Source organism: Sedimentibacter saalensis, assembly GCF_007830175.1.
GTDB lineage: Bacteria > Bacillota > Clostridia > Tissierellales > Sedimentibacteraceae > Sedimentibacter > Sedimentibacter saalensis.
In genome coordinates this window covers 1-18339 of sequence record NZ_VLKH01000017.1, presented here as the reverse complement: position 1 = coordinate 18339, position 18339 = coordinate 1, and the positions used below count along the sequence as shown (strand labels likewise).

Genomic DNA, 18339 nt, shown 5'->3' with positions numbered 1-18339 from the left:
CTTGAAGAAGGCGTAGAAATGTGTATGCCTGGAGATAACTCAAGATTTATAGTTGAACTTATTCACCCAATAGCAATCGAAGAAGGTTTGAGATTTGCTATTCGTGAAGGCGGAAGAACAGTTGGATCCGGAGTTGTTACTTCAATAATAAAATAAAGAAGCCCTAACCCTGTTTTTCAGAACGATTTTCTCTGAAAAACAGCGGTAGGTCTTTCGCAACGAATTCCCAATGTATGCGACCAACGGAAGCAAATACATTGGTGAATGAGACTGCGGAATTAAATGATAAAACAGCTTTCTGACGAAAATTTTTAAGTTGATGACATATTTTATTCAATATGTAGGGGAGGGTTACTGTCCTCCCGCGGGCGGATACAAGATCCGCCCCTACAATTTGCAAAATAGGGTTTGTCAATATCCAAACAGTTTTCTTACAGAAGCTGTTTTTTGTTTATATCGAAAATTACAAGAAAATTCTTAAAGATATTTTCATGATTTTATAAACTTTTCTATTGACAAATGTGCCGACATCATTTATCATAATAAAAAACAGCAAAGGCGCTGCAGGATTACCTGCGGCGCCTGTTTTTTTCCTTTTTAAAGTTGGAAGATGCCGGGAAATCGAGGGGGATATTATTCCCGGCCAATGCACAAAGACGTGTATATACCTAAAAGTATATGCACGTTTTTTATTTAGGGTCACATTGCAGATTCAATTAAATTATTTGTATCAAGGAGGAGATTATTATGTATTCATCAGTAGATACCATTTGGGTATTATTAGGAGCAGCATTGGTATTTTTCATGCAGGCAGGTTTTGCTATGGTAGAAACAGGATTTACAAGAGCAAAGAATGCAGGAAACATTATAATGAAAAATACGCTGGATTTTACTATCGGTTCAATTGCATTCTGGATTCTTGGGTTTGGATTGATGTTTGGAGCAACAAATTTTGGTTTAGTGGGAACACCGGATTTTTTTGTAAGAGGTGATTATTCTTCAACAGTTCCTACAATGGCATTTTTCATATTTCAAACTGTTTTTTCTGCAACTGCTGCAACAATAGTTTCAGGAGCTATGGCAGAAAGAACAAAGTTTGTTTCTTACTGCATATACAGTCTTATGATAAGTGCCTTAGTATATCCTGTGTCAGGTCACTGGATATGGGGAGGCGGATGGCTTTCTAATCTTGGTTTTCACGATTTTGCAGGCTCAACTGCAGTGCATATGGTTGGAGGGATTGCGGCCTTCCTTGGAGCAAAAGCCCTAGGACCCCGAATAGGCAAGTATGAGAAAGATGGAAAACCAAATGCAATTCTTGGGCACAACCTTACCATAGGAGCGCTTGGAGTTTTTATTCTTTGGTTTTGCTGGTTTGGATTTAACGGAACTTCTACAGTTTCAATGACAGGTGATGAAGCAATTGTTTCTGCTTCCACAATTTTTGTAACTACTAACATGGCAGCAGCTGTGGCAACTACATCGGCTATGATAATTACCTGGATAAGATATAAAAAACCTGATGTGTCTATGACACTCAATGCTTCACTTGGAGGGCTTGTTGCCATAACAGCAGGCTGTGACGTTGTATCTGTTGCAGGTGCAGCAGCAATAGGACTTATTTCATCACTTATAATTATATTCGGCATTGAATTTTTGGACAAGAAATTAAAAATTGATGATCCTGTAGGAGCAGTTGCTGTTCATGGAATGTGCGGTGCTGCAGGAACAGTGATGGTTGGCATATTTGCCCTGGACGGAGGATTACTTTACGGAGGAGGAACCGGAATGCTGCTTGTTCAAACAGCAGGAGTTTTAGCTGTTGGTCTCTGGGTTTTAGCAACAATGACAACAGTGTTCAAAGCAATAGATGTAACCGTGGGACTTCGTGTTTCTGAAGAAGAAGAAATAACAGGGCTTGACATAATGGAACACGGACTTATCAGTGCATATGCTGATTTCATGCCCGCACTTTCCGCTGTGAGTTCATATACAGGCTACGCTCAGACTCCTATTCATATAGTAAGAAACGAAGAACCTGTATTATTTGAGGAACCAACAAAATCTAAAGCATCAAAATCAGCGAAGCTTACTAAAATTGTAATCATAATCAATCAGAACAAATTCCAGGCTCTGAAGGAAGCCATGAACAAAATTGAAATAACAGGAATGACGGTGACAAATGTGCTTGGCTGCGGTGTTCAAAAGGGTTATCACGAATACTACAGAGGTGTAAGGGTTGATATGAACCTTCTTCCTAAAATTCAAGTTGAAATAGTTGTGAGCAAGGTACCTGCAAGACTTGTAATTGAAAAAGCAAAGGAAGTTTTACATACAGGTGGAATAGGTGACGGTAAAATATTTGTATATGACGTTGAAAATGCAGTGAAAATAAGAACAGGCGAAGAAGGTTATGACGCTTTGCAGGACGAAGACATAAACCCGGAAGAAAATAAAATAAATTTTGAAGAAAAAGTATTGACAGATGTTGTTTAATAATTTATAATTAATTGTTGTTAATAAAAGAAGCTTTTGCTTTAGCAGGGGCTTTTTTTAATGGATTATTATTAATTTAATTTTGATGTGCCAAAAAAATGTTGACAGTTAAAATTAATTATGATATCTTAATTAGGATAATGGGTCTTATGAACAAATAAGTTCTTGGAGGTGTAAAATGAGAGTAGCAGTTAAGTTAGCTTGTACAGAATGTAAACAAAGAAATTACGATACAGAAAAAAACAAGAGAGAAAATCCTGAAAGAATAGAATTAAACAAATATTGCAAATTCTGTAAAAAGCATACTCTTCACAAGGAAACAAAATAACCGTATTGAGGTGTTGGTAAATGTCTAATAGAGAAAATGAAAATCCAAAATTTACAGCTCGTGTAAGTAATTATTTCAAGGGTGTTAAATCAGAATTAAAAAAAGTTAATTGGCCTACAAAAAAGGAATTAACAAATTATACTGTTGTGGTACTTGCTACTACATTTGCTATGACACTTGTAATTTGGGGATTGGATCTCATATTCCAGAATTTGGTTGCATTGATTGTTTAAGAAGGAGTAATGCGAGTATGAAGCAAGAGTCACAAGGATCAAGATGGTATGTCGTTCATACATATTCGGGACATGAGAACAAAGTAAAAGCTAATATCGAAAAGCTTGTTGAAAACAGAGAGATGCAAGATATAATTTTCGAGGTTAGAGTGCCGGTTGAAGAAGTACCTGAAGTAAAAAACGGCAAGAAGAAGATTAAAGAAAGAAAAATGTTCCCCAGCTATGTTATCATTAAAATGATAATGACTGATGAGTCTTGGTATCTTGTTAGAAACACAAGAGGAGTTACCGGCTTCGTGGGTCCGGGATCAAAACCTGTTCCTTTGACAGATGAAGAGGTAAAAGCACTGGGTGTTGTTGAAAGACTTCCTGCGATCGAACTTGTACCGGGAGATACCATCAAAGTTAAAGAAGGACCATTTGAGGATTTCATTGGTGCTGTTGAAAGCATCAGTCAAGAAAAAAGAAAAATTAAAGCTTTTGTATCAATGTTTGGAAGAGAAACTCTTATCGAACTTGATTATGACCAGATTGAAAGAGTCTAAGACTTTTCAATAGATACATGCGTTTACGTATGAAGGAGGTGCAATGATATGGCTAAAAAAGTAACGGCTTTAGTTAAGCTGCAGATACCAGCAGGAAAAGCGACTCCAGCTCCACCAGTTGGTACAGCGTTAGGACCTCATGGTGTGAATATAATGGGATTTTGTAAAGAATTTAATGCTAGAACAGCTGATCAAGCAGGTATGATAATACCAATAGTATTGACTGTTTATCAAGATAGATCATTTACATTTATCACAAAAACTCCACCTGTGGCAGTTTTAATTAAAAAAGCAGTAGGTATTGAAAGCGGTTCAGGCGAACCAAACAAAAAGAAAGTAGCAACACTTTCTAAAGCAAAATGCGAAGAAATCGCAAAGTTGAAAATGCCAGATTTAAATGCTAATACTATTGAAGCAGCTATGAGCCTTGTGGCTGGAACTGCAAGAAGTATGGGTGTTGTGGTAGAAAAATAACAACTAGGCACTGTGGGAGGCCGTGAGGCTGCATGACCACAAAGGAGGTTAACAACATGCCAAAAAGAGGAAAGAAATATCAAGACAGTATGAAATCAATTGATAAATTGAAATTATACGATTTAGAAGAAGCTGTAGAAGTAATGCTTGGTACAGCAAAAGCTAATTTTGACGAGACTATTGAAGCTCACGTTAAATTAGGCGTAGATTCAAGACACGCAGATCAACAAGTTAGAGGAGCTGTAGTTCTACCGCACGGAACTGGTAAAGTTGTACGTGTATTGGTATTTGCAAAAGGCGACAAGGCTAAAGAAGCTGAAGAAGCTGGTGCAGATTACGTAGGTGAAGCTGAATTGGCTGACAGAATTCAGAGAGAAAACTGGTTTGATTTTGACGTTGTTATCGCAACTCCAGATATGATGGGTGTTGTTGGTAGACTGGGTAGAGTATTGGGACCTAAAGGTTTAATGCCAAACCCTAAATCAGGTACAGTAACTTTTGATGTAGCTAAAGCTATTCAGGAGATTAAAGCAGGTAAAGTTGAATACAGACTTGATAAAACAAACATTATTCACGTTCCTGTTGGAAAGAAATCTTTCGGTACTCAGAAATTAGTTGACAACTTAAAGGTTGTTATGGAAGCCATCGTTAAGGCAAAACCAGCAGCTGCAAAAGGTAAATACTTGAAGAGTGTTGCCATAGCAAGCACAATGGGACCTGGCGTTAAGCTGAACACAACTAAATTAATGGACTAGTACTGACTTAAGAACTATTTGATTAATATAAACTCAAAATTGAATAAAATACCGCAGACAGCTGGTACTCACAGAGTTTAATATCCAGCCGAGGTTGAAATTATAGATTAAATAATTTCTCTTCGTCTGCGGAGGGATTTTTTTATTACTGCGTAACAGTTGAAGGAGGTGTAACCGGACATGAATCAAACAGTGTTGGAACAGAAAAAACAAGTCGTTAGCGACATTACTGAAAAGCTTAGAAGTGCCAAATCAGTTGTATTGGTAGAATACAAAGGATTGACAGTTGAAAAAGCTACTGAGTTAAGAAACAAATGCAGAGAAGCAGGCGTTGAATACAAAGTATACAAAAACACTTTAATGCGTTTTGCATTTGAAGAGTTGGGATATAAAGACATCACTCCAAGCTTGGAAGGACCAAATGCCATAGCTATATCATTTAATGATGAAATATCCGCAGCTAAGGTTACAAATGACTTTGCAAAAACAAGCAATGAAACAGTTGTAATCAAAGCTGGTATTGCTGAAGGCAAAGTAATGAATGCTGATGAAGTAAAAGCATTGGCAAGCGTACCACCAAGAGAAATTCTTCTTGGTCAGTTGGCTGGTGTATTGCAAGGAAACATCAGAAATCTTGCTTATATGCTTGATCAGATTTCAAAGAAAAACGAAGAAGTTGCATAAGATGCCCTAACCCCGTTTTTCAGAGTGTTTTTTCTGAAAAATGGTTGGTAGGTCATTCGCAACGAAATCCCAATTTATGCGACGTAAGGAGCAAATAAATTGGTGATTGAGACTGCGCAAGGTCTCAACAGAATATTAAAAATTAAAATTAAATTACATGAATCCATAGGAGGTATATTAAAATGGCAAGTGAAAAAATCACAAACTTTGTTGAAGAAATAAAGAAGTTATCAGTATTAGAGTTAAATGAATTAGTAAAAGCAATCGAAGAAGAATTTGGTGTATCAGCAGCTGCTCCAGTAGCAGTAGCAGGTGCAGCAGCAGGTGCAGCAGCTCCTGCTGAAGAAGAAAAAACTGAATTTGACGTTGTTCTTACAAATGCAGGCGCAGGAAAAATCAAAGTTATAAAAGTAGTAAGAGAATTAACAGGTCTTGGCTTGAAAGAAGCTAAAGATGCAGTTGATGGAGCACCTACTACATTGAAGACTGGTGTTTCTAAAGAAGATGCTGACAAAATGAAAGCTGCTTTGGAAGCTGAAGGCGCATCTGTAGAAATTAAATAGTTTATTGACAATTTAAAAAAAGACTTTACTAATTGTAAAGTCTTTTTTGCTCATTAAGAAAAAATCAGAATATTTTTTTCTTATATGCAAATAATACCAAATGTGTGCTAAAAAAATAAAAAAAATCACAAAAACCATTGACATAAAAAATATTTGGTGATATTATTATATATTGCCATGAGCATATAATGTTGGCATAGAATTTGTATGCTGACAAAAAATTATTAAACTAAGGGGTGAAAAAATGCCGCATCCTGTGAAAATAGGTAATAGAGTGAGAATGTCTTACTCTAAGATTGATGAAGTTTTAGAATTGCCGGATTTGATCGAAGTACAGAAAAAATCCTATGAATGGTTCTTAAACGAAGGTTTGAAGGAAGTATTTGACGATATTTCACCAATTGAGGATTACACTGGCAATTTGATTCTGGAGTTTGTTGATCATTCTTTATATGGTGAACCAAAGTTCAGTCAGGTAGAATGTAAAGAAAGAGATTCAACATTTTCAGTACCGTTAAAACTAAAAGTAAGGCTGATCAACAAGGAAACGGGAGAAATTAAAGAGCAAGAAGCATTTATGGGTGAGTTTCCGCTCATGACTGAAAAGGGTACGTTTATAATCAATGGAGCAGAACGTGTTATAGTTAGTCAGTTGGTTAGATCGCCTGGAGTGTATTACAACATGAACAGGGATAAAGTCGGTAAAGAATTGTATGAAGCCACTCTGATTCCAAATAGAGGTGCTTGGCTTGAATATGAAACTGACTCTAATGATATTATATATGTAAGAGTCGACCGTACAAGAAAACTGCCAGCCACAGTGCTTGTAAGAGCCATGGGGCTTTCTTCTAATTCACAGATTATTGAAACATTAGGAGAAACTGAGCAGCTTTTAAAAACTCTTGAAAAGGACAACACTGCAAATACAGAAGAAGCTTTAATTGAAATTTATAAAAGATTGAGACCAGGAGAACCTCCTACACTTGACAGCGCTTCGTCTTTGATTAATTCATTGTTTTTTGACCCAAAAAGATATGACTTAGCAAAAGTCGGAAGATACAAATTTAATAAAAAGCTCAGCTTGGAAAACAGAATTATTGGCAAAAAAGCAGCCGAAAATATCATTGACAAGGAAACTGGAGAAATTCTTGTAAACAAGGATGAAGTAATCAGCGCCGAAGCAATAGATAAATTGGAAGCAGCCGGAATTTTTGCTGTTGAAATTTATAACTCTGAAGATAAAGTAACTAAGGTATTAAGCAACAAGTTTGTTAATCCAAGAGTATTTGGATTGGATATAGATTTTGATAAATTGGGTCTTAAGGAACGAATTTTCTATCCTGCAATGAAAAAAATACTGGAAGAAAACAGTTCAACAGAAGACATTGAAAGAGCAATAATAGATAATATGAAGGAACTTTCTCCAAGACATATTATCGTTGATGATATGATTTCCTCTGCAAACTATCAATATGGATTGTTTAAAGGAATAGGCAGCACTGATGACATAGACCATCTTGGAAACAGAAGAATAAGAAGCGTTGGCGAACTTCTTCAGAACCAGGTTAGAGTCGGTTTGTCAAGAATGGAAAGAGTAGTAAGAGAAAGAATGACAATTCAGGACGTTGATGTTGTAACACCTCAGGTTCTTATAAACATCAGACCGGTTTCGGCTGCCATAAAAGAATTCTTTGGTTCAAGCCAGTTGTCACAGTTCATGGACCAGACAAACCCATTGGCTGAACTTACTCACAAAAGAAGAATGTCAGCTCTTGGACCGGGCGGTCTCTCAAGAGACAGAGCAAGCTTTGAAGTCCGTGACGTTCACCATTCTCATTACGGCAGAATGTGTCCTATAGAAACCCCTGAAGGTCCAAACATAGGTTTGATAACTTCATTGGCTACTTATGCAAGAATAAATGACTATGGCTTCCTTGAATCTCCTTACAGAAGAATAAACAAGGAAACAGGCCAGGTTACAGACATAATAGATTATATAACTGCTGACATAGAAGACACAAAAATAATAGCTCAGTCAAATGAACCTTTGAATGAAGACGGCACATTTGCAAACCAGCGTGTTGTTGTAAGAGGTATTGACGGCGTCAATGAAATCGTGTCAAGAGACATGGTTGATTACATGGAAGTTTCTCCTAAGCAGGTAATTTCCATAGGAACAGGAATGATTCCGTTCCTTGAAAACGACGATGCTAACCGTGCCCTCATGGGTTCAAACATGCAAAGACAGGCAGTGCCTTTGTTGATTACTGAAGCTCCTGTTATAGGAACAGGTCTTGAGTACAAGGCAGCAAAAGACTCAGGTGCAGTTATTGTTGCTGAACATGACGGTGTAGCATTATCTGTTGCTGCTTCTGAAATTCTCATTAAAAGAAATGACAATGGAATGATAGACAAGTATCCGCTTCTCAAGTTCAAAAGATCAAACAGCGGTACTTGCGTAAATCAAAGACCTATTATATATAAAGGCGACGATGTTAAACGAGGACAGATCATTGCAGACGGTCCTTCAACTGAAAACGGAGACATGGCAATCGGAAAGAATCTTCTCATAGGCTTCATGACCTGGGAAGGATACAACTACGAGGATGCTATGCTCTTGAATGAAAAACTTGTTATGGAAGATGTGCTCACTTCTGTTCATATTGAAGAATATGAATCTGAAGCAAGAGACACAAAGCTTGGTCCTGAAGAAATCACAAGAGACATTCCTAATGTAGGCGATGATTCTCTCAAGGATCTGGACGAAAGAGGAATTATCCGAATCGGAGCCGAAGTTAAGGCAGGAGATATTCTGGTTGGAAAAGTTACTCCAAAGGGAGAAACTGAACTTACAGCAGAAGAAAGACTGTTAAGAGCAATATTCGGAGAAAAGGCAAGAGAAGTAAGAGATACTTCACTTAAGGTTCCTCACGGAGAAACAGGTATAATTGTAGATGTAAAAGTGTTTACAAGAGAAAATGGCGATGAATTAAGTCCTGGAGTAAGCAAGCTTGTACGTGTATACATTGCAACAAAACGTAAAATAAACGTAGGGGATAAGATGTGCGGTAGACACGGTAACAAAGGGGTTATTTCACGTATTATGCCTGAAGAAGATATGCCATACTTGCCGGACGGCACTCCTTTACAGGTAGTGTTAAATCCGCTGGGCGTTCCTTCACGTATGAACATTGGTCAGGTGCTTGAAGTGCATTTGGGAATGGCAGCTAAAAAACTGGGTTGGCATGTGGCAACTCCTGTATTTGACGGCGCTGCTGAAGACGACATTTGGAATGCTCTTGAAATGGCAGGTTATCCAAGAAGTGGTAAAATTGAACTTAGAGACGGACGAAGCGGTGATTATTTTGACGGACCTGTAACTGTTGGTTACATGTATATGCTTAAACTTCACCACCTTGTTGACGACAAGATACATGCTCGTTCAACAGGACCTTACTCACTGGTTACACAGCAGCCACTTGGAGGTAAGGCGCAGTTCGGAGGACAAAGATTCGGAGAAATGGAAGTTTGGGCTCTGGAAGCATATGGAGCAGCTCATACGCTGCAGGAAATACTTACTGTTAAATCAGACGATGTTAACGGAAGAGTTAAAACATATGAAGCCATTGTCAAAGGTGAAAATATTCCTGAACCAGGAATCCCTGAATCATTCAAGGTACTTGTAAAAGAATTACAGAGTTTGGCTCTTGATATTAAGATAATTACCAGTGAGCAGGACGAAGTTGAAATAGTTGACACTATGGATAATGAAGATGAAGTACTGGTAGAAGCTGAAAACCTCGGCGACATGAAATATGTTGAAGCAGAAGGAATGATTGAAGTAGACATAGATGGTGCTGAGATTGATGAAGATATCGACGATATTGCGATTGACGATGATGAAGAAGTTGACGGGTTAAATGAAATTGAAGATATCGACGATATTGATATCTTTGACGATGCTGACATAGATATGGATGATGATTATGACAGCGAAGATGATTTTTAAATACAAGGACCAATTGATAATTAAATTATAATGAAGGGAGCGAACTCCTTGGTAGATTACAATAATTTCGAATCAATAAGAATAGCTTTGGCTTCTCCTGATAAAATCAGACAATGGTCAAGAGGGGAAGTTAAAAAGCCCGAGACAATAAATTACCGAACATTAAAACCAGAAAAAGACGGTCTTTTCTGTGAAAAAATATTTGGACCAACAAAGGACTGGGAGTGTCACTGCGGAAAATACAAAAGGGTCAGATACAAGGGAGTTGTATGTGACCGCTGCGGAGTTGAAGTTACAAAAGCAAAAGTAAGAAGAGAAAGAATGGGTCATATTGAGCTTGCTGCTCCTGTATCCCATATCTGGTATTTCAAAGGTATACCATCCAGACTTGGTCTTATTCTTGACATGTCTCCAAGAGCACTTGAAAAAGTTTTATATTTTGCACAATATGTTGTTACTGAAGCAGGTGACACATCATTGTCAGAAAAACAGCTCTTGAGTGAAATGGAATACAGAGAGTACAAAGATCACTACAAAAATGCTTTCAAAGCTGAAATGGGCGCTGAAGCTATTAAAAAACTGCTTGAAAAAATAGATCTTGAAAAAGAAGCAGCAGAACTTAAAAGCCAGCTTAAAGACAGCAAGGGACAGAAAAAAATCAGAATAACAAGAAGACTCGAAGTAATTGAAGCCTTCAGAATATCAGGAAACAGACCAGAGTGGATGATTCTTGACGTTATTCCTGTAATTCCTCCTGAACTCAGACCTATGGTTCAGCTGGACGGAGGCCGTTTTGCAACATCAGACTTAAACGACCTTTACAGAAGAGTAATAAACAGAAACAACCGTCTGAAAAGACTTCTTGATCTTGGAGCACCTGACATAATTGTTAGAAATGAAAAAAGAATGCTTCAGGAAGCAGTTGATGCATTAATAGACAACGGCAGACGCGGAAGACCTGTAACAGGTCCTGGAAACAGACCGCTTAAATCATTGTCTGACATGCTTAAGGGTAAACAAGGACGTTTCAGACAAAACCTCCTTGGAAAGCGTGTTGACTACTCCGGACGTTCAGTTATAGTCGTAGGTCCGGAACTTAAATTCCACCAGTGCGGTCTTCCTAAGAAAATGGCTCTTGAACTTTTCAAACCATTTGTTATGAAGAAGCTTGTTGAAAACGGCACTGCACACAACATTAAAAGTGCGAAGAAAAAAGTTGAAAAAGTTGACAATGCAGTATGGGATGTATTGGATGAAATAATAAAAGACCACACTGTAATGCTTAACCGTGCACCTACGCTGCACAGACTTGGTATTCAGTCTTTCGAACCTGTATTGGTTGAAGGAAAAGCAATAAAGCTGCACCCGCTTGTATGTACTGCTTATAACGCAGACTTTGACGGTGACCAGATGGCTGTTCACGTTCCACTGTCAGTTGAGGCACAGGCAGAATCAAGATTCCTGATGATGTCAGTAAACAACATACTGGCTCCTAAGGACGGAAGACCAATAACAACTCCAACACAGGACATGGTTCTTGGAAGTTACTACATGACCCTTGAAATTGAAAATTCAAAGGGAAGCGGAATGGTTTTCAAGGATTACGAAGAAATGATGGTTGCATACTTCAACAAGGTTGTTGATTTACATGCAAGAGTCAAAGTAAGAACGACTGTTGACGGAGAAACAAGATTAGTTGAATCAACAGTGGGAAGATTCATATTCAATGAAAATATTCCACAGAATTTGGGATTTGTAAACAGAGAAAAGGATAAATTTTCTCTTGAAATAGATAAGACTGTAACAAAGAAGCACTTAGAAGAAATAATCTACAGATGTTTCAGACGTTACGGCAATTCAGACACAGCAGATGTACTTGACGGAATCAAGTCAAAAGGCTACAGATATTCAACCGTAGGAGCAATAACAGTTTCAGTAAGCGACATCACAGTTCCAGAAGAAAAGAAAATGCTTATTGAAAAAGCTGAAAAGCAAGTTATCGACTATGAAAAGAAATATCGAAGAGGTCTGATGACTGATGAAGAAAGATACGAAAATGTTATAAAAATTTGGAACCAGACAACTGAAGATGTTACAGAAGCGCTTATGAGCAGCCTCGATCCGTTAAACAGCATTTACATCATGTCCGTATCAGGAGCCCGTGGTGGTCGTAACCAGATTAAACAGCTTGCCGGTATGCGTGGTCTTATGGCCAGTGCAACAGGTAAGACAGTTGAGGTTCCGGTTAAATCAAACTTCCGTGAAGGTCTTTCAGTGCTTGAGTTCTTCCTTTCAGCTACTGGAGCTCGTAAAGGTTTAACAGACACAGCTCTTAGAACAGCAGACTCAGGATACCTGACAAGAAGACTTGTTGACGTAAGCCAGGATGTTATCATTAGAGAAGTTGACTGCGGAACTACAGATGGCATAGAAGTGGAGTCATTTATAGACGGAAAAGAAGTTATAGAAGAAATGAGTGAAAGATGCGCCGACAGATTTGCATCAGGAGACATTGTTCATCCTGAAACTGGCGAAATAATGGTTAAAGCCGGTGAATTCATATCTGAAGATGCAGCTAAGAAAATACAGGATTCAGGAATTAAAAAAGTTAAGGTAAGATCAGTGCTCACTTGCAAAACTCCTCACGGCGTTTGTGCAAAATGCTACGGAACTAACCTTGCAACAGGAAAGCTTGTTCACGTGGGAGCGGCAGTTGGTATCATAGCAGCCCAGTCAATAGGTGAACCTGGTACACAGCTGACAATGCGTACGTTCCATACAGGCGGTATCGCAGCTGCAGCAGACATCACACAAGGTTTGCCTCGTATCGAAGAGCTTTTCGAGGCGAGAAAGCCAAAAGGTCAGGCAATCATAACAGAAATACCGGGCCGTGTGACAGTAACTGAAAAGATTCACAAAAGAGAAGTAACAATTACGAACAATGACAACATGGAAAGCAAGACTTACCTGATACCATATGGTTCAAAGATTCTTGTTACTGAAGGCGATTATCTTGAAGCCGGAGATAAAATTACAGACGGTTCAATCAATCCGCATGATATCTTGAACATTAAGGGGATGAAGGCTCTTGAAGCTTACATACTCATGGAAGTTCAAAGAGTTTATAGAATGCAGGGTGTTGATATTTCCGACAAGCACGTTGAAGTAATAATCAGACAGATGGTTAACAAGGTTCGTATTGAAGAAGCTGGAGATACAACACTTCTTCCGGGAAGTCTCGTATCAAAAGTTGATTTCAATACTCAAAATGATGCTGTTCTTGCTGAAGGCAAAGAACCTGCAACAGGTGAGGTTGCACTTTTGGGTATCACAAAATCTTCTCTTGCTACAGATTCATTCCTTGCTTCAGCATCGTTCCAGGAAACAACAAGAGTGTTGACTGATGCTGCTACAAAGGGAAAAGTTGATAATCTTCTGGGACTTAAAGAGAATGTAATCATCGGTAAGCTTATACCTGCCGGTACAGGAATGAAAAAGTACAGAAACATAGGAATAACTACCGATGATGTTGAAGTTGAGGAAGAAGAAGCTTTAGAAGAATAAATGTAAAAATAAAAAAATATTTGACATCTTAAAACTAAGATGATAGAATACTTTAGTGTTTTAATCCTTAAATGAATTAATAAGCTTGGTTCATGGGGATTCCCATGAACCAAGAATTTGTTAATAAATAGGTGATTATATGAATACAGAGAAAAGAATAGTAATAGGAAAGAAGCAGACTTTGAGGGCTTTGACGAGAGACGAAGCTGAAAAGATTTATATATCAAAGGATGCTGATTTGCATGTTACTAAACCCATCGAAGATGTTTGTAAGGAAAAAGATATTGAAATAATATATTTTGACAACATGAAGGACCTTGGGACATCTGTGGGTATCAATGTAAACGCAGCGGCGGCTGCCGTTTTAAAATAAACAATAGACAATATTGTAAGGAGGTGCACGAATGCCATCAATAAACCAGTTAGTGAGAAAAGGAAGACAAGAAGTAACATACAAATCCAATTCTCCAGCATTGAATGTAAGCTATAACACACTTCAAAAGAAGATGAATGAAACAAATTCACCTCAAAAAAGAGGAGTATGCACATCAGTTAAGACTGTAACACCTAAGAAACCAAACTCAGCATTAAGAAAAATTGCCAGAGTTAAGTTAACAACAGGTGTTGAAGTTACTGCATACATCCCAGGAGTTGGCCACAACTTACAGGAACACAGCGTTGTTCTTATAAGAGGCGGTAGAGTTAAAGACTTACCAGGGGTTAGATACCACATAATAAGAGGTACCCTTGACACAGCTGGTGTTGCAAAAAGAAAACAATCTAGATCCAAGTATGGAGCTAAGAGAGAAAAAGTTAAAAAATAACTAGACGATATCCGGCACACAATGCAGGGTTATGATGCTGCAATCGCGCCATAATATATATAATGCATTTTGTGCACTACGGCATGAATTATTGTCGAGTACCTGTGAATTAAATTTTATTATTAAGGAGGGAAGTAAAGTGCCAAGAAAAGGTCACATACCTAAAAGAGAAGTGATGGAAGATCCAATCTATAAAGATAAGGTCGTTTCCAAATTGATTAACCAACTTATGTATGATGGAAAAAAGGGCGTTGCTCAAACAATCGTATATGATGCATTTGACATTATAAAAGAGAAGACAGGTGAAGAACCAATAGAGGTGTTCACTAAAGCAATGAACAACATCATGCCAGTTCTTGAAGTTAAAGCAAGAAGAGTCGGCGGTGCCACTTATCAGGTGCCAATAGAAGTTAGACCAGAGAGAAGACAAACTTTGGGATTAAGATGGCTTGTAGGCTATGCTCGTAAAAGAGGAGAAAAGACTATGCGTGAAAAGCTTGCAAAAGAATTAATGGATGCAGCTAACAACGTAGGAGCCAGCGTTAAGAAAAGAGAAGATACACATAAAATGGCAGAAGCTAACAAAGCATTTGCACATTTCAGATGGTAATATGCTTAATTTAAGTAAAGAACTTAACTTAGCAGCGTGAAGGAGGTTAAAATGAGTAGAGAATATTCTTTGGAAAATACCAGAAATATTGGTATCATGGCGCATATTGATGCGGGAAAAACTACAACTACTGAAAGAATCCTGTTCTATACCGGGAAGATTCATAAAATTGGAGAAACTCATGAAGGTGCATCACAGATGGACTGGATGGAGCAAGAGCAGGAAAGAGGAATTACAATAACTTCAGCTGCTACTACTTGTCATTGGAAAGATGTAAGAATAAACATTATAGATACACCAGGCCACGTAGACTTTACAGTTGAAGTTGAAAGATCATTGAGAGTACTTGATGGTGCTGTAACAGTATTTGATGCTAAAATGGGGGTTGAACCTCAGTCAGAAACTGTTTGGAGACAGGCAGATAAATATGGTGTACCAAGAATTTGTTTAATAAACAAAATGGATAAAATGGGTGCTGATTTCTTCTATTCAGTCGGAACAATCATTGACAGATTAAAAGCTAATGCTGTTCCAATTCAGTTGCCTATCGGTGTTGAAGAAAACTTCAGAGCTATTATAGATTTAGTTGAAATGAAGACTATAAACTATGGCAACGATGAAGGAACAGATATCACCATTACAGAAATACCAGAAGAATATGTTGATCAAGCAAATGAATACAGAGAAAAATTAGTTGAAGCTGTAGCCGATACTGATGAAGCATTGATGGAAAAATACTTAAACGGCGAAGAAATCACTGTTGAAGAATTGAAAAAAGCAATAAGAATTGCTACAACCAATGTTCAGATAATTCCTGTACTTTGCGGCACAGCATATAAACATAAAGGTGTTAGACTGATGTTGGATGCAGTAATAGATTACTTGCCAAGTCCAGTTGACGTACCACAAATGAAAGGTTTTGATCCTGACACTAAAGAAGAAGTTGAAGTGCATATTGCAGATGATGCTCCTTTAGCAGCGTTGGCATTTAAGATCATGACTGACCCATTCGTTGGAAAATTGACTTTCTTTAGAATTTATGGCGGAACATTAGAATCAGGAAGTTACGTTCTGAATTCCACTAAGAATAAAAAAGAGAGAATTGGCCGTATACTTCAGATGCATGCTAACAAGAGAGAAGAAATTAAAACATCTTATTCGGGAGACATAGAAGCAGCGGTAGGTTTAAAGTTCACTACAACAGGAGATACGTTGTGTGATCCTGACCATCCGGTAGTATTGGAATCTATGGAATTCCCTGACCCAGTTATAGAAGTAGCAATTGAACCTAAGACTAAGGCAGGACAGGAAAAAATGGGTATCGGCCTTCAGAAGCTTGCTGAAGAAGACCCGACATTCAAGACATATACAAATCCTGACACTGGTCAGACAATTATAGCAGGAATGGGCGAGCTTCATTTGGAAATCATCGTTGACAGACTCTTAAGAGAATTCAAGGTTGAAGCAAATGTTGGTAAGCCACAAGTTTCTTACAAAGAAACAATTACAGGAACATCTGATGTTGATATGAAGTATGCAAGACAGTCCGGTGGTAAAGGACAATACGGTCATGTTAAAATCACTATGGAACCTGTTGAAGCAGGCAAAGGTATTGAATTTGTCAATGCAATTGTCGGTGGAGCGATTCCTAAGGAATATATTCCAGCAGTTGAAGCCGGTATAAGAGGCGCAGCTGAAAACGGTGTTCTTGCAGGATATCCGGTACTTGATTTCAAAGTAACATTGTATGATGGATCATACCATGAAGTCGACTCTTCAGAAATGGCATTTAAGATTGCCGGTTCTATGGCTTTCAAAGAAGCTATGAGAAAGGCTTCACCAGTATTGATGGAACCATATATGAAAGTTGAAGTAACAACTCCAGAAGATTACTTAGGAGATGTTATGGGAGACATTAGTTCTAGAAGAGGAAGAGTTGAAGGATTCTCTGACAGAAGTGGAGTTAAGATTGTAGATGCATTTGTTCCATTATCAGAAATGTTTGGATATGCAACTGTTCTTCGTTCCATGAGCCAGGGTAGAGCAGCTTATTCGATGGAATTCCACCACTTTGAAAGAGTTCCAAACAGCGTAGCTGAAAAAATAACACAACAACAACAATAACAATAATAAATAAATTATGGAGGAAACAAAATGGCAAAGCAAAAATTTGAAAGAAATAAACCCCATGTTAACATTGGTACAATTGGCCACGTTGACCATGGTAAGACTACTTTAACAGCAGCAATTACAAAGACATTGCATGAAAGATATGGTACTGGAGAAGCTGTAGCATTTGAAAACATAGACAAAGCTCCAGAAGAAAGAGAAAGAGGAATCACAATTTCAACAGCACACGTTGAATATGAAACTCCTAACAGACACTACGCACACGTTGACTGCCCAGGCCATGCTGACTATGTTAAGAACATGATCACTGGAGCAGCTCAGATGGACGGCGGTATCATAGTTGTATCAGCAGCTGATGGTCCTATGCCACAGACAAGAGAGCACATCCTTCTTTCAAGACAGGTTGGCGTTCCTAAGTTAGTTGTTTTCTTGAACAAAGAAGACATGGTAGACGATCCGGAATTAATCGAATTGGTTGAAATGGAAGTAAGAGAACTTCTTTCAGAATATGAATTCGACGGAGACAACACTCCAATAGTAAAAGGTTCAGCATTAAAAGCTCTTGAAGATCCAATGGGACCTTGGGGAGATAAAATACTTGAATTGATGGCAGCAGTTGACGAATGGGTACCAACACCAGAAAGAGACATTGACAAACCATTCTTGATGCCTGTAGAAGATGTATTCTCTATTACAGGAAGAGGAACAGTTGCAACAGGAAGAGTTGAAAGAGGAGTATTGAAGGTTCAGGATAAGATTCAGATCGTTGGATTGCATGATGAACCAACTGAAACTACTTGTACAGGTGTTGAAATGTTCAAGAAGTTGCTTGATCAGGCACAGGCTGGAGACAACATCGGAGCTCTTTTAAGAGGAGTTCAGAGAAATGAAATCCAAAGAGGCCAGGTTCTTGCAAAACCAGGTTCAATCACACCACACACAAAATTCAATGCAGAAGTATACGTATTGACTAAAGAAGAAGGTGGAAGACACACTCCTTTCTTTAACGGATACAGACCACAGTTCTACTTCAGAACAACAGACATCACAGGACAAATCGACCTTGAAGAAGGCGTAGAAATGTGTATGCCTGGAGATAACTCAAGATTTATAGTTGAACTTAT

The 18339-nt window shown here is 38.2% G+C and carries 16 protein-coding genes and 1 other annotated feature; all 16 genes read left to right on the top strand.

Features of this window, described 5'->3' with window-relative positions; translation table 11 throughout:
• Window positions 1–156 (top strand): EF-Tu C-terminal domain-related protein (locus LY60_RS17690; protein ID WP_484346123.1); only part of this gene is annotated, 156 nt, incomplete at its 5' end.
• A 591-nt stretch (window positions 157–747) separates the two neighbouring features.
• Window positions 748–2496, top strand: coding sequence for an ammonium transporter (locus LY60_RS17685; RefSeq protein ID WP_145087051.1), 1749 nt, complete (start codon window positions 748–750; stop codon window positions 2494–2496).
• A gap of 178 nt (window positions 2497–2674) precedes the next feature.
• Window positions 2675–2824: a 50S ribosomal protein L33 gene (gene rpmG, locus LY60_RS17680; RefSeq protein ID WP_019227378.1), complete on the top strand. Its 150-nt coding sequence runs from the start codon at window positions 2675–2677 to the stop codon at window positions 2822–2824.
• A 20-nt stretch (window positions 2825–2844) separates the two neighbouring features.
• Window positions 2845–3057, top strand: a complete 213-nt coding sequence (secE, locus tag LY60_RS17675; RefSeq protein ID WP_145087048.1) for a preprotein translocase subunit SecE — start codon at window positions 2845–2847, stop codon at window positions 3055–3057.
• A 17-nt stretch (window positions 3058–3074) separates the two neighbouring features.
• Window positions 3075–3602 carry a transcription termination/antitermination protein NusG gene (nusG, locus tag LY60_RS17670; protein WP_019227376.1) on the top strand — a complete coding sequence of 176 codons (528 nt, stop codon included), beginning with the start codon at window positions 3075–3077 and terminating at the stop codon, window positions 3600–3602.
• A 48-nt stretch (window positions 3603–3650) separates the two neighbouring features.
• A complete protein-coding gene (gene rplK, locus LY60_RS17665) occupies window positions 3651–4076 on the top strand; it encodes a 50S ribosomal protein L11 (RefSeq protein ID WP_019227375.1) in 426 nt (141 codons plus the stop codon).
• Window positions 4077–4132: 56 nt separating this feature from the next.
• Window positions 4133–4831: a 50S ribosomal protein L1 gene (rplA, locus tag LY60_RS17660; protein WP_145087044.1), complete on the top strand. Its 699-nt coding sequence runs from the start codon at window positions 4133–4135 to the stop codon at window positions 4829–4831.
• A gap of 33 nt (window positions 4832–4864) precedes the next feature.
• Window positions 4865–4983 (top strand) — a sequence feature (ribosomal protein L10 leader region).
• 28 nt (window positions 4984–5011) lie between these two features.
• On the top strand, window positions 5012–5515 hold the full coding sequence (gene rplJ, locus LY60_RS17655) for a 50S ribosomal protein L10 (RefSeq protein ID WP_019227373.1): 504 nt from the start codon (window positions 5012–5014) through the stop codon (window positions 5513–5515).
• Window positions 5516–5697: 182 nt separating this feature from the next.
• Complete coding sequence (gene rplL / locus LY60_RS17650) at window positions 5698–6078, top strand: 50S ribosomal protein L7/L12 (protein WP_145087040.1); 381 nt, start codon at window positions 5698–5700, stop codon at window positions 6076–6078.
• A gap of 244 nt (window positions 6079–6322) precedes the next feature.
• Window positions 6323–10087 (top strand): DNA-directed RNA polymerase subunit beta, encoded by a 3765-nt coding sequence (gene rpoB / locus LY60_RS17645; RefSeq protein WP_145087037.1) that lies wholly within the window; start codon window positions 6323–6325, stop codon window positions 10085–10087.
• 48 nt (window positions 10088–10135) lie between these two features.
• A complete protein-coding gene (gene rpoC, locus LY60_RS17640) occupies window positions 10136–13651 on the top strand; it encodes a DNA-directed RNA polymerase subunit beta' (protein WP_145087034.1) in 3516 nt (1171 codons plus the stop codon).
• 139 nt (window positions 13652–13790) lie between these two features.
• The gene (locus LY60_RS17635) at window positions 13791–14024 is read left to right on the top strand and encodes a ribosomal L7Ae/L30e/S12e/Gadd45 family protein (protein ID WP_019227369.1); all 234 of its coding nucleotides are present in this window, start codon (window positions 13791–13793) and stop codon (window positions 14022–14024) included.
• Window positions 14025–14055: 31 nt separating this feature from the next.
• Window positions 14056–14475 carry a 30S ribosomal protein S12 gene (rpsL, locus tag LY60_RS17630; RefSeq protein ID WP_019227368.1) on the top strand — a complete coding sequence of 140 codons (420 nt, stop codon included), beginning with the start codon at window positions 14056–14058 and terminating at the stop codon, window positions 14473–14475.
• A gap of 139 nt (window positions 14476–14614) precedes the next feature.
• Window positions 14615–15085 carry a 30S ribosomal protein S7 gene (gene rpsG, locus LY60_RS17625; RefSeq protein ID WP_019227367.1) on the top strand — a complete coding sequence of 157 codons (471 nt, stop codon included), beginning with the start codon at window positions 14615–14617 and terminating at the stop codon, window positions 15083–15085.
• Window positions 15086–15136: 51 nt separating this feature from the next.
• On the top strand, window positions 15137–17209 hold the full coding sequence (gene fusA / locus LY60_RS17620) for an elongation factor G (protein WP_145087031.1): 2073 nt from the start codon (window positions 15137–15139) through the stop codon (window positions 17207–17209).
• A 30-nt stretch (window positions 17210–17239) separates the two neighbouring features.
• Window positions 17240–18339, top strand: a 1100-nt coding sequence (gene tuf / locus LY60_RS17615; protein ID WP_145087028.1) for an elongation factor Tu, incomplete at its 3' end; no start/stop codon positions are given.

Excerpts from the sequence above, each read along its gene's own strand:
- LY60_RS17685 (WP_145087051.1), top strand. The coding sequence starts at position 748 with ATGTATTCATCAGTAGATACCATTTGGGTATTATTAGGAGCAGCATTG.
- rpoB (WP_145087037.1), top strand. The coding sequence starts at position 6,323 with ATGCCGCATCCTGTGAAAATAGGTAATAGAGTGAGAATGTCTTACTCT.
- rplA (WP_145087044.1), top strand. The coding sequence starts at position 4,133 with ATGCCAAAAAGAGGAAAGAAATATCAAGACAGTATGAAATCAATTGAT.
- nusG (WP_019227376.1), top strand. The coding sequence starts at position 3,075 with ATGAAGCAAGAGTCACAAGGATCAAGATGGTATGTCGTTCATACATAT.
- rpmG (WP_019227378.1), top strand. The coding sequence starts at position 2,675 with ATGAGAGTAGCAGTTAAGTTAGCTTGTACAGAATGTAAACAAAGAAAT.
- secE (WP_145087048.1), top strand. The coding sequence starts at position 2,845 with ATGTCTAATAGAGAAAATGAAAATCCAAAATTTACAGCTCGTGTAAGT.
- rplK (WP_019227375.1), top strand. The coding sequence starts at position 3,651 with ATGGCTAAAAAAGTAACGGCTTTAGTTAAGCTGCAGATACCAGCAGGA.
- rplL (WP_145087040.1), top strand. The coding sequence starts at position 5,698 with ATGGCAAGTGAAAAAATCACAAACTTTGTTGAAGAAATAAAGAAGTTA.
- rpsL (WP_019227368.1), top strand. The coding sequence starts at position 14,056 with ATGCCATCAATAAACCAGTTAGTGAGAAAAGGAAGACAAGAAGTAACA.
- fusA (WP_145087031.1), top strand. The coding sequence starts at position 15,137 with ATGAGTAGAGAATATTCTTTGGAAAATACCAGAAATATTGGTATCATG.
- LY60_RS17635 (WP_019227369.1), top strand. The coding sequence starts at position 13,791 with ATGAATACAGAGAAAAGAATAGTAATAGGAAAGAAGCAGACTTTGAGG.
- rplJ (WP_019227373.1), top strand. The coding sequence starts at position 5,012 with ATGAATCAAACAGTGTTGGAACAGAAAAAACAAGTCGTTAGCGACATT.